Source organism: Pseudomonas sp. WC1, from assembly GCF_050586565.1.
GTDB lineage: Bacteria > Pseudomonadota > Gammaproteobacteria > Pseudomonadales > Pseudomonadaceae > Aquipseudomonas.
Genome location: NZ_JBOBDQ010000044.1, coordinates 38,597 through 49,731, shown reverse-complemented (window position 1 = coordinate 49,731; position 11,135 = coordinate 38,597). Strand labels below are relative to the sequence as shown.

Sequence of the window (11,135 nt, the reverse complement as noted above, 5' to 3'; positions counted from 1 at the left end):
ACGCGGTTTCAGCGTGGGCATGACTACCGCTCTACCTGTCTCAAGACCTGCACCAAGGCGGACAGCGACGACTTCACAGGACAGATTGGCCCGAAACAGATGTGGGAGCTGGCTTGCCAGCGATGCGCCGCGCGGGCGGCGCTCGATCTCAAGAACGCTGCAACTCCAACGCCGAACACCTTGAAAGGCCGATCCAGGGGATACGCCTAGGCACCAGCGGCGCATAAAAAAGCCCCGAAGACCAAGGCCTTCGGGGCAAACGGTTGGGGGAGGAACCAACCAAAGGAGTCTTCACATCAGGGGGCGGTCAGCGCGAGCTGGCCACCACATCGGGTTGCCAGCCGCCGCCAAGCGCCTTGTAGATCGCGACGATGCCGCTGTACAGCTCGACCTCGCCCTGGGCCTGGGCGTCTTCGGCGCTCAGGCGCTCGCGCTCGGCGTCCAGCAGCACCAGGTAATCCACCGTGCCTTCGCGGTAGCGCACCGAGGCCAGGTCCGCCGCCTTGCGGCTGGCGTCGCTCTGGCGCATCAGCGCCAGCAGGCGCTGCTGGCGCTTGCCGTAGTCGCTGAAGGCGTTGGAGGACTCTTCCAGGGCCAGCAGCACTTGCTGTTCGTAGTTGGCCAACGCCCCTTCGGCATCGGCCTTGGCGCCGCGCAGGCGGGCGCGCACACTGCCCAGGTCGAACGCCGCCCAGGTGATGCTCGGGCCAAGCGCCCAGGCGTTGGCCGCCGAGGAGCCGATCTGCGAACCGCGGGCGGCGGTGAAGCCGAGGAAGCCACTCAAGCTGACCCGCGGGAACAGGTCGGCGGTGGCCACGCCTACGTTGGCCGTGGCCGCAGCCAGCTGGCGCTCGGCGCTGCGGATGTCCGGGCGGCGGCGCAGCAGCTCGCCGGGGTCGCCCACCGGCAAGGCCTTGGCGATGGCCGGCAGGGCCTTGGGCGACAGGTCCACGGCCATCGCGTCCGGGCGCTGGCCGAGCAGGGTGGCAATGCGGTTCTTCGCCCGTACCTGTTCAGCCTGCAATTGCGGCACGGTGGCTTCGACACCCGCCAGGCGGGCGTCGGCGCGGACCACGTCGAGCTCGTTGCCGACCCCGGTGTCGCGCAGGGTCACGGTGATGTCCCGCGACTGCTGCTGGGTCTTCAAGTTGGCCACGGCGATCTGCTCGCGCAGTTGCGCGCCACGCAATTGACCGTAGGCGTCGACCAGCTCGGCGATCAGGCTGACCTGCAGTTGCTGCAGGTCGGCCTCGGCCGCCGCTTCCTGGGCTTCGCTGGCCTCGATCTGGCGCTGGATGCGGCCGAACAGGTCAAGCTCCCAGGCCATGTCCAGGCCCAGGTCATAGCGTTCGCTGTTGACCCGGCGCTCGGTCTGGCCAGGGACCTGGCCCTTGCCCAACTCGCTGCTGGCGCGGCTGGTGACCACGGGGATCTGGTCGTTGGACACGTCCTCGCGAATCGACCGCGCCGCTTTCAGGCGGGCGAAGGCCACGCGCAGGTCGCGGTTGCCGTCCAGCGATGCCTGCACCAGCTGGTTCAGCACCGGGTCGTCGAACTGTTTCCACCACACGCTCTCGAAGCGGCTGCGGTCATAGGCTTTGGCTTCAAGGCCGGCGTCCAGTTTGGCCGGTTCGGTCAGCGGGGCCTGGTAGTCCGGGCCCACCGCGCAGGCCGCCAGGGCCAGTGCCAGCAGGCTCGGGGTCAGGGGTTTGAGCAACTTCATGCATGGTTCTCCAGTGCCACGGCGTGCTCGGCCTTGCGGGCCTGGCGACGCTCGACGAAACGGCGGATCAGGAAGAAGAACACCGGGGTCAGGAACAGGCCGAACACGGTCACCCCGATCATCCCCGAGAACACCGCCACACCCATGGCGTGACGCATCTCGGCACCGGCGCCGGAGGAGAACACCAGCGGCACCACACCCATGATGAAGGCGATCGAGGTCATCAGGATCGGACGCAGACGCAGACGGCAGGCTTCCAGTACCGCAGCCAGCGGGTCGAGGCCCTTGGCCTGTTCATCCTTGGCGAACTCGACGATGAGGATCGCGTTCTTGCACGCCAGGCCCACCAGTACGATCAGGCCGATCTGGGTGAAGATGTTGTTGTCGCCACCGGAGATGATCACCCCGGTGATGGCCGACAGCAGGGTCATTGGCACGATCAGGATCACCGCCAGCGGCAGGCTCCAGCTTTCGTACTGGGCGGCCAGCACCAGGAACGCCAGCAGCACGCACAGCGGGAACACGAACAGTGCGGTATTGCCCGAGAGGATCTGCTGGTAGGTCAGGTCGGTCCACTCGAAGGTCATGCCGTTGGGCAGCTCTTCCTTGAGCAGCTTCTCGATCGCAGCCTCGGCCTGGCCGGAGCTGTAGCCGGGGGCCGCAGCGCCGTTGATTTCGGCGGTGATGAAGCCGTTGTAGTGCATCACGCGGTCAGGCCCCGAGGTGTCGCTGACCTTGAGGAAGGTCGCCAGCGGGATCATCTCGCCCAGGTTGTTGCGCACCTTCAACTGGCCGATCTGTTCGGCGTCGAGGCGGAACTGCTGCTCGGCCTGGACGTTGACCTGATAGGTGCGGCCAAAGCGGTTGAAGTCGTTGGTGTACAGCGAGCCCAGGTAGACCTGCAGGGTGTCGAAGATGTCGTTGATCGCCACGCCATGGGTCTTGGCCTTTTCCCGGTCGATGGCGGCATCGACCTGCGGCACGTTGACCTGGTAGCTGGTGAACAGGCCCGCCAGTTCCGGCACGTTGTGGCTCTTGGCGATGATGTTCTGGGTTTCCTTGTACAGCGCTTCATAGCCCAGGTTGCCGCGGTCCTCAATCTGCAGGCGGAAGCCGCCGATGGTGCCCAGGCCTTGTACCGGCGGAGGCGGGAAGATCGCGATGTAGGCGTCCTGGATATCGGCGAACTGGGCGTTCAGTGCGGCCGCGATGGCTGCCGCCGACTGGCTCGGGTCCTTGCGCTCGTCGAACGGCTTGAGCGGGGTGAACACGATGCCGCTGTTCGGGCTGTTGGTGAAACCGTTGATCGACAGGCCCGGGAAGGCTACCGAGTCGGCCACGCCTGGCTGCTTGAGAGCGATCTCGCTCATCTTCTTGATCACCGCCTCGGTGCGGTCGAGGCTGGCGGCGTCAGGCAACTGGGCGAAGGCCACCAGGTACTGCTTGTCCTGGGACGGCACGAAGCCGGTCGGGGTGGACGAAAAGCCCAGGTAGGTCAGGCCCATCAGGCCGGCATAGACGAACAGGGCGATACCGCTGGAGCGGATGACCCGGCGCACGCCACCGACATAACCATGGCTGGCGCGATCGAAGAAGCGGTTGAACGGGGCGAACAGCCAGCTGCCCAGGAGTTTTTCCAGGAACCGCGAGAAACGGTCCTTGGGCGCGTGGTGGTCCTTGAGCAGCACGGCGGCCAGGGCCGGCGACAGGGTCAGCGAGTTGAACGCCGAGATCACGGTGGAGATGGCGATGGTCAGGGCGAACTGTTTGTAGAACTGCCCGGTAAGGCCAGAGATGAACGCCGCCGGCACGAACACGGCGCACAGCACCAGCGCCGTGGCGATGATCGGCCCGGTCACTTCGCTCATGGCCTTTTGCGTGGCTTCCAGCGGTTTCAGGCCCAGCCCGATGTTGCGTTCGACGTTCTCCACTACCACGATGGCGTCGTCCACCACGATACCGATGGCCAGTACCAGGCCGAACAGCGATAGCGCGTTGAGCGAGAAGCCGAACAGGTGCATGACCGCAAAGGTACCGATCAGCGACACTGGCACGGCCAGCAGCGGAATGATCGAGGCGCGCCAGGTCTGCAGGAACAGGATGACGACCAGCACCACCAGGACCAGCGCTTCGAACAAGGTGTGCACCACCGCCTCGATGGAGCCACGGACGAACACGGTCGGGTCATAGACGATGCTGTAGTCCATGCCTTCGGGGAAGTCCTTCTTCAGCTCGGCCATCTTCGCCCGCACTTCGTCGGAGATCTCGATGGCGTTGGAGCCCGGACGCTGGAAGATCGGGATGGCCACCGCCGGCTGGTTGTTCAGCAGCGAGCGCAGGGCGTACTGGCTGGAGCCGAGTTCGACCCGGGCGATGTCCTTCAGGCGGGTGATCTCGCCGTTGGCACCGGCACGGATGATGATGTTCTCGAACTCTTCCTCGTTGACCAGGCGGCCCTGGGTGTTGATCGACAGCTGGAAGCTGGTCGAACCGGGGGCGGGCGGGGCGCCGAGCTGGCCGGCGGCGACCTGGCGGTTCTGTTCGCGGATCGCGGCCACCACGTCGCTGGCGGTCAGGTTGCGCGAGGCGGTCTTGTTCGGATCGAGCCACACGCGCAGCGAGTAGTCGCCCATGCCGAACAGCTGCACGTCGCCCACGCCGCCCAGGCGCGCCAGCTCATCCTTGATGTTGAGGATGGCGTAGTTGGACAGGTAGAGCATGTCATAGCGGTTGTCCGGCGAGGTCAGGTGCACGACCATGGTCAGGTCGGGCGAGGCCTTGTCGACGGTGATGCCGATACGGGTCACTTCTTCCGGCAGCTTGGGCTGGGTACGGGTGACGCGGTTCTGCACCTGCACCTGGGCGTTGTCCAGGTCGGTGCCCAGGGCGAAGGTGATGGTCAGGGTCAGCTTGCCGTCGGCGGTGGATTGCGAGGACATGTACAGCATGTTCTCGACACCGGTGATGGCCTGCTCCAAGGGCGCTGCGACGGTCTCGCCGATCACCTTGGGGTTGGCGCCGGGGAAGTTGGCGCGCACCACCACGGTGGGCGGTACCACTTCGGGGTATTCGCTGATCGGCAGCTGGAACAGCGAGATGGAACCTGCGATCAGCAGCACCAGCGACAGCACCGCGGCGAAGATCGGCCGGGTAATGAAGAATTTCGAAAAGTTCATCGGTGTTGTCCCTTAACCGCGCGGCGCTTGGGCGCTGGCGACTTTGACATTGGCGCCGGCAACCTTCGGCGCCGGGTTGCTGGCCTCCAGGGCCTGACGCTGCTGGGCGAGGGCGGCGAGGGTCTGCTCGCTGGCCATCGGCGTTTCTTCCGGGGTGACTGGCGAGCCAGGGCGCACGCGCTGCAGGCCCTTGACCACGATGCGGTCGTCCTTGCCCAGGCCGCTGCGCACGATACGCAGGCCTTCGAGCTTGGGCCCCAGTTCCACGGCGCGGTAGGCCGCTTTGTTGTCCTTGTCCATTACCAGCACGAACTTCTTGCCAAGGTCGGTGCCGACCGCTTCGTCGTTGATCAGTACAGCGTCGTACTGGGCGCTGCCGACCAGCTTCAGGCGAGCGTACAGGCCGGGGGTGAACTGGCCGTCGCGGTTGTCGAACACGGCGCGGCCACGGATGGTGCCGGTGCGTGGGTTGACCTGGTTGTCGACGAAGTTCATCTGGCCCAGGTGCGGGTTGCCGGTCTCGTTGGTCAGGCCCAGGTACACCGGGGTGCTCTGGCCGCGCTGGCCGTCGCGGGCCAGCTGGCTGTACTTGAGGTACACGCGCTCGTCGGCGTCGAAGTAGGCGTAGACCTTGTCGGTGGAGACCACGCTGGTCAGCGGGGTGACGTCGGCCGTGACGATGTTGCCGGCGGTGAACTGGGCGCGGCTGACCCGGCCGCTGATCGGCGCGGTGACGCGGGTGAAGCTCAGGTTCAGGCGGGCCAGGTCGAGCTGCGCCTGGATCGCGTCGACCCCGGCGCGGGCCTCGGCGGCGGCGCTGGTGCGCGACTCGGCCAGCTCCGCGGAGATGGCGTTGCTGTCACGCAGGCGCTCGCCACGGCGGGCTTCGTTGGCGCTGCGGATGGCGGTGGCCTTGGCTTGTTGCAGCTGGGCTTCGAGGCGGCGGACTTCGGCCTGGAACGGGCGCGGGTCGATCTGGAACAGCAGGTCGCCTTTCTTCACCTGGGCGCCTTCGGTGAAGGCCACCAGGTCGACCTGGCCGGACACCCGTGGGCGTACCTCGACGGTTTCCGGTGCTTCGAGGCGGCCGGTGAACTCGTCCCATTCGTTGATCGGCTGTTCGATCACCTTGGCTACGCTGACTTTGGGCGCGGCGGGAGCCTGCACGGCGTCGGGGGTGCGACCGCAAGCGCTGAGCACCACCACTGCCAGGGCAGCGAGGGGGAAGCGCAAGGGTTTGAGTGAGTGATCCATGGAGAACTCCGCCGAGATATTAGTAGTGGGCGGAGTTTGAGTGTCTTGCGCGTGACGCACGAATCAAATGGAGCGAAGGTTATTATCACGGGCAATGATATGTCGGGTGCCATCATCAATCATGACGCATGGGCACCCATCAGATTGCGCAGTCAGCGCGGCCCGCCAGCGGCCTTTTCACGTAACGCCTTGGCCACCTTGGCCTCGATCTCGTAGGCGGGCCCCTCCAGCGCCTGGTAGTCACGGGTGTATTGCTGGGCGAAGCCCTCGACGCCCAGCGCCTGATACTGCTGCACGTGCTTGAGCTCATGGGCCCACAATGCCACGTTGTCCTCGGCATCGGCGGGGCGGCGGAAGATGACCGTGTCGATCAGGGTCACGGCGTTGACGTCCGGGTTCTGCAGTAGTGCGTTGGCGGCGCTGATCTGCTGTTCGTTGCCGATCCGGTAGCGCGCCGCGTCGAGCACGGCGAAGTCGTACCAGGGTTCGAGCTGGGCGCGGATATGCAGGGGAATCGGCTGCGTGCCGTTGGCGGCTGCTTCGTCGCGGGCCTGGCGCAGGGCGAACACCAAGCTGCCGGTGGCCATGCGCTCGACATCCTGCAGCACCTGGCCTCCTTGGTTGGGGTCGATGGGCGCGCAGAAACACACCACCAGGCAGACCTGGTACTGCCCGGTCGGGCAGCTGTCCTGGGCGACGGCGGGCAAGGCCAGCAGCAGGCCCAGCAGCGTGCTAGCGAACTTCATCGAAAACCCGCTCGACCAGCTTGCGGCTGGCGTCCAGCACCTGTGTCTGCACCGGTTCGCTGGCCAGCATGCGACCCACCACCAGCGCGCCGACACACTGGCTGAGCAAGGCCCAGGCCAGGTCGGGGTCATCCAGGGTTTCGCTCCAGGCCTGGTGCAATTCCAGCAGCCAGTGTTCGGCCTGTTCGCGCACCGGCCGTTCGGCGCGGGCGATCTCCACCCCCAGTGGCGGCAACGGGCATCCGCCTTCGGCATTGTGCAGGTGCGCCAGGCTCAGGTACTGGTCGAGCAGGCGCTTGAGCCGCGCACGGTCGGTGCCACGTTCGACCAGGCGCGCCAGCGGGCTGTTGGCCAGCTCGCGGCGGACGATCTCGCTGAACAGGTCATCCTTGGACGGGAAGTGGTTGTAAAAGGCGCCGCCGGTCAGGCCGATGGCCTTCATCAGCCCGGCCACGCCAGTGGCGGCGAAACCGCCGCGCTTGGCCAGGGCGCCGCTGCTGGACAGCAGTTTTTCGCGGGTCTGTTGCTTGTGGTCGGTGGCGTAGCGCATGCGCGCAACCTCGTGGTGTGGGCTTGACGATGAGCTGATCGTAGCATAGCGTTCGTTTACTAAACGATCATTCATCAATGGGGCGGTCCATGGCAGAACAACAAAAAGTCGTGCTGGTGATCGGGGCGGGTGATGCCACCGGCGGCGAGATTGCCAAGCGTTTCGCCCGTGAGGGCTATGTCGCCTGTGTGACCCGGCGCGAGGCGCAGAAGCTGCAGCCGCTGCTCGCCGAGATTCGCGCCGCGGGCGGCCAGGCCCATGGCTTTGGCTCGGATGCGCGCAAGGAAGAGGAGGTCGCCGAGCTGGTGGAGACCATCGAGCGCGATATCGGCCCGATCGAGGCGTTCGTTTTCAACATTGGTGCCAATGTGCCGTGCAGCATCCTCGAGGAGACCCCGCGCAAGTACTTCAAGATCTGGGAAATGGCCTGCTTCGCCGGCTTTCTCACCGCCCAGGCGGTCGCCCGGCGCATGATCACCCGAGAGCAAGGCACCATCCTCTTCACCGGTGCCACCGCCGGCACCCGCGGCGCGGCCGGTTTCGCCGCCTTCGCCGGCGCCAAGCATGGCCTGCGCGCCCTGGCCCAGAGCATGGCGCGGGAACTGGGGCCACGGAACATCCATGTCGCCCATGTGGTGGTCGATGGTGCCATCGACACCGCCTTCATCCGCGACAGCTTCCCTGAACGCTACGCGCTCAAGGACCAGGACGGCATCCTCGATCCTGCGCATATCGCTGACAGTTACTGGTTCCTGCATGCGCAACCGCGTGATGCCTGGACCTTCGAGCTGGACCTGCGCCCGTGGATGGAGCGCTGGTAAATCCCTCCCTCATACAAGGATTGAATCATGAGCAAGACCGTCGAGTTCTTCCTGGACCTGGGCAGCCCGGCCACCTACCTGGCTTCCACCCAGCTACCCGCCCTGTGCGCGCGTCATGGGGCGCGGTTGGTGTACAAGCCGATTCTATTGGGTGGGGTGTTCCAGGCCACCGGCAATGCCTCGCCGGTAATGGTGCCGGCCAAGGGGCGCTATATGCGCATCGACCTCAAGCGTTATGCCGATCGCTATGGCGTGCCGCTGACCCTGCCGCCGGGGTTCCCGGTCAACACCCTGAACCTGATGCGCGGGCTGATCGGCATCCAGTTGTTTGCCGAAGAGCGTTTCGAGGCGCTGTTGAAGGTGTTGTTCGAAGGGCTGTTCGTGCATGGGCGCAATCTGGCAGATCCCGCGGTACTGGATGAAACCCTGGCCGCCGGTGGCTTCGAGGCCGAGATGTTCCATGAACTGGCCGCCCGGCCCGAGGTCAAGGACGCCTTGCGCAAAGCCACCGAGGAGGCGGTCGAGCGCGGTTTGTTCGGGGCGCCGACGGTCTTTGTCGACGGGCAGATGTTCTTCGGCCAGGACCGCCTGGATTTCGTCGAGCAGGCCTTGGTCAGGCAGGCATGAAGTACAACCACGTTCTTGCAGGCAGCGCTTTTAAAGGCCTTGGGTGCTATTGATTCATGGCTGTCAGGTGTATGTCGTCAGGGTTGTAGCGCTTGTGAGATCGAGCGCCGCCCGCGCGGCGCATCGCTGGCAAGCCAGCTCCCACATTTATTTCGGGCCAGTTATGTCTGCGCCGCCGCGGCTGTACGCCTTGTCGGTACGACGCGGTTTCAGCGTGGGCATGACTGCCGCTCTACCTGTCTCAAGACCTGCACCAAGGCGGACAGCGACGACTTCACAGGACAGATTGGCCCGAAACAGATGTGGGAGCTGGCTTGCCAGCGATGCGCCGCGCGGGCGGCGCTCGATATCACAAGCGCTGAAACCCTTTTGGCGAATCAGAAGTTCGCCGGGGTGTTGGCGCTGATGATCTCGGCCTCGTCGGGGCCGATGTTCTTGAAGCTGTGGGGCAGGGTGGTGGGGATGTAGTAGCCGTCGCCGGCATTGAGGATGCTCACCTGGCCATCGACCCACAGTTCCAGGGTGCCACGGGTGACCAGGCCGCATTCCTCGCCTTCGGCATGCACGATCGGCTCGCCGGAATCGGCACCCGGTGCGTACAGCTCGCGCAGCATGCGCATCTGCCGACCTTCGACGCTGGCGCCGACCAGCAGCATGCGCAGGCCGTTGCGGCCCAGGTCGGGCTGTTCGCCGCCACGGAACACATAGCGCTCCTCGCGCACCGGCTCGTCGAAACTGAAGAACTCGGCCAGGGACATGGGGATCCCTTCGAGCAGTTTCTTGAGGGAGCTGACTGAAGGGCTGACCCGGTTCTGCTCGATCTGCGAGATGGTCGAGTTGGTCAGGCCGCTGCGGCGGGCCAGCTCCCGTTGGGAGAGGTTGTTGCGTTCACGCACCAGTTTGAGTCGTGTCCCCGTGTCCATAGCCGCCTTGTTTGCAGAGGTGTCAAAAATAATGGGCGAGGCATTAAAACACACTCTGCACGCTTGCGCGCTGTGCGCGTCAGTGGCGCTGGTCGGACGCTGCCGGCCACAGGCCGACCAGCAACAGCAGGGCGCCCACGGCCAGGAACGGCAGGCGCGGATCGAGGGCGTAGACCAGGGCGCCGGCCAGTGGCCCGATCACCGCGCCCATGCCCTGGGCGGCGCCGATCGAGCCGGCCGTCGCACCTTGTTCGCTGGCGTGCATGGCGTTGGCCGCCAGCGCCGAAAAGGCCGGGAACACGAAGCCCATGCCGAACGCGGCGATGAAGAACGCGCCCCATAGCCACGGCGCGCTGGTGGCCAGGGCCGCGGCGGCGAAACCGAGCCCGGATACGCAGGCGCCGACCTTGATCATCTTCAGAGGTGGCCATTCCAACTGGCGCAGGAACACCTGGGCCAGCATCAGTGCCACGCCCACGCTGGTCAAGGCGATGCCCGCGGCCTGGGCGGCGGCGCCGGCCTCGAGCTGCAGGCGGTCGAGGGCGAAGAAACCGACGGCGATCTGCGACACGGTGATGCTCAGCATGGCGCTGAAGGCCACCAGCAAAGGCCTGCGCAGGCGCGGGTCGGACAGTCGCACCGGGTTGGGCGCATGGGCCTGGGCCAAGGGCTGCGGCTTGAGCTTGAACAGCAGCACGACGAACGCCGTGGCCGGCAGCAGCGACAGCACATAGAACGGCATGCTCAGGCTGTAGCGCGACAGCAGCGCGGCCAGGGCCGGGCCCAGCACCAGGCCGACCGCGTTGGCCGCACCCAGCGAGGCCATGGCCCGCGCCCGGCGTTGCGGCTCGACGTGATCGGCGATCAGCGCGTTGCCGCCCACCGGCAGCGCGGCATAGAAGGCGCCGATCATGCCTCGTGCCAGCATCAGGCCGAAGAAGGCCAGGGTCGCGCCCGGCAGCCAGCGCAACGCGCCGTCGATGAACAGGCACAGCACCCAATAGGCCAGGGTGAAGCCGCCGCTGCCCAGCAGCAACACCCGGCGCCGGCCAAGCCGATCGGCCAAGCGGCCCCAGGGCCGGGCCAGCAGCACCCAGACCACGCCGGCCACGGTCACCGCCGCGCCGGCCTGCCAGGTGGCCATGCCCAGCAAGCGGGCGATCGGGCCGATCAGGGCGACGAAGGCCATCATCGACATGGTGCAGGCCATGTTGGCCAGCATCAGCGGGCGCAGGTCCAACGTACTGGGCGGGCTGCTCACCGGGGCAAGCGTGGCAGGGTCCTTTGCGGCGTTCATAAGGCAGTCCAGGGCAGC

Annotated in this window: 10 protein-coding genes; 3 read left to right on the top strand and 7 right to left on the bottom strand. The window is 66.1% G+C overall.

From position 1 onward, the window contains the following. Positions 1–210, top strand: a 210-nt coding sequence (locus tag ACQ4OD_RS18960; RefSeq protein ID WP_430944753.1) for a hypothetical protein, incomplete at its 5' end; no start/stop codon positions are given. Between the two features lie 97 nt (positions 211–307). Here ACQ4OD_RS18960 and ACQ4OD_RS18955 read toward each other — a convergent pair. The 5 genes from ACQ4OD_RS18955 to ACQ4OD_RS18935 form a co-directional block, all read right to left on the bottom strand. Beyond that, positions 308–1,723, bottom strand: coding sequence for an efflux transporter outer membrane subunit (locus ACQ4OD_RS18955; protein WP_139670837.1), 1,416 nt, complete (start codon positions 1,721–1,723; stop codon positions 308–310). Next, positions 1,720–4,899 (bottom strand): efflux RND transporter permease subunit, encoded by a 3,180-nt coding sequence (locus ACQ4OD_RS18950; RefSeq protein WP_038705948.1) that lies wholly within the window; start codon positions 4,897–4,899, stop codon positions 1,720–1,722. The genes ACQ4OD_RS18955 and ACQ4OD_RS18950 overlap by 4 nt, the downstream gene beginning before the upstream one ends. Before the next feature lie 12 nt (positions 4,900–4,911). After that, positions 4,912–6,153, bottom strand: coding sequence for a multidrug efflux RND transporter periplasmic adaptor subunit MexE (gene mexE, locus ACQ4OD_RS18945; protein ID WP_038705949.1), 1,242 nt, complete (start codon positions 6,151–6,153; stop codon positions 4,912–4,914). Positions 6,154–6,305: 152 nt separating this feature from the next. Next, positions 6,306–6,899, bottom strand: a complete 594-nt coding sequence (locus tag ACQ4OD_RS18940) for a DUF4157 domain-containing protein (RefSeq protein WP_139670839.1) — start codon at positions 6,897–6,899, stop codon at positions 6,306–6,308. Beyond that, entirely contained in the window at positions 6,886–7,449 is a 564-nt protein-coding gene (locus ACQ4OD_RS18935) for a TetR/AcrR family transcriptional regulator (protein WP_430944752.1), read from the bottom strand. Before ACQ4OD_RS18935 ends, ACQ4OD_RS18940 begins: the two co-directional genes overlap by 14 nt. A gap of 89 nt (positions 7,450–7,538) precedes the next feature. Between ACQ4OD_RS18935 and ACQ4OD_RS18930 the strand changes: the two genes are divergently transcribed. Beyond that, on the top strand, positions 7,539–8,270 hold the full coding sequence (locus tag ACQ4OD_RS18930; RefSeq protein WP_139670841.1) for an SDR family oxidoreductase: 732 nt from the start codon (positions 7,539–7,541) through the stop codon (positions 8,268–8,270). 27 nt (positions 8,271–8,297) lie between these two features. Beyond that, positions 8,298–8,897, top strand: coding sequence for a 2-hydroxychromene-2-carboxylate isomerase (locus tag ACQ4OD_RS18925; protein WP_110699471.1), 600 nt, complete (start codon positions 8,298–8,300; stop codon positions 8,895–8,897). A gap of 377 nt (positions 8,898–9,274) precedes the next feature. Here the strand turns inward: ACQ4OD_RS18925 and ACQ4OD_RS18920 are convergent, their stop codons facing one another. Together ACQ4OD_RS18920 and ACQ4OD_RS18915 are read right to left on the bottom strand one after the other, a co-directional pair. Then, on the bottom strand, positions 9,275–9,820 hold the full coding sequence (locus ACQ4OD_RS18920) for a cupin domain-containing protein (RefSeq protein ID WP_023631327.1): 546 nt from the start codon (positions 9,818–9,820) through the stop codon (positions 9,275–9,277). 79 nt (positions 9,821–9,899) lie between these two features. Next, positions 9,900–11,117, bottom strand: a complete 1,218-nt coding sequence (locus ACQ4OD_RS18915; protein WP_198754485.1) for an MFS transporter — start codon at positions 11,115–11,117, stop codon at positions 9,900–9,902. Positions 11,118–11,135 lie beyond the last annotated feature (18 nt).

Excerpts from the sequence above, each read along its gene's own strand:
- ACQ4OD_RS18955 (WP_139670837.1), bottom strand. The coding sequence starts at position 1,723 with ATGAAGTTGCTCAAACCCCTGACCCCGAGCCTGCTGGCACTGGCCCTG.
- ACQ4OD_RS18950 (WP_038705948.1), bottom strand. The coding sequence starts at position 4,899 with ATGAACTTTTCGAAATTCTTCATTACCCGGCCGATCTTCGCCGCGGTG.
- mexE (WP_038705949.1), bottom strand. The coding sequence starts at position 6,153 with ATGGATCACTCACTCAAACCCTTGCGCTTCCCCCTCGCTGCCCTGGCA.
- ACQ4OD_RS18940 (WP_139670839.1), bottom strand. The coding sequence starts at position 6,899 with ATGAAGTTCGCTAGCACGCTGCTGGGCCTGCTGCTGGCCTTGCCCGCC.
- ACQ4OD_RS18935 (WP_430944752.1), bottom strand. The coding sequence starts at position 7,449 with ATGCGCTACGCCACCGACCACAAGCAACAGACCCGCGAAAAACTGCTG.
- ACQ4OD_RS18930 (WP_139670841.1), top strand. The coding sequence starts at position 7,539 with ATGGCAGAACAACAAAAAGTCGTGCTGGTGATCGGGGCGGGTGATGCC.
- ACQ4OD_RS18925 (WP_110699471.1), top strand. The coding sequence starts at position 8,298 with ATGAGCAAGACCGTCGAGTTCTTCCTGGACCTGGGCAGCCCGGCCACC.
- ACQ4OD_RS18920 (WP_023631327.1), bottom strand. The coding sequence starts at position 9,820 with ATGGACACGGGGACACGACTCAAACTGGTGCGTGAACGCAACAACCTC.
- ACQ4OD_RS18915 (WP_198754485.1), bottom strand. The coding sequence starts at position 11,117 with ATGAACGCCGCAAAGGACCCTGCCACGCTTGCCCCGGTGAGCAGCCCG.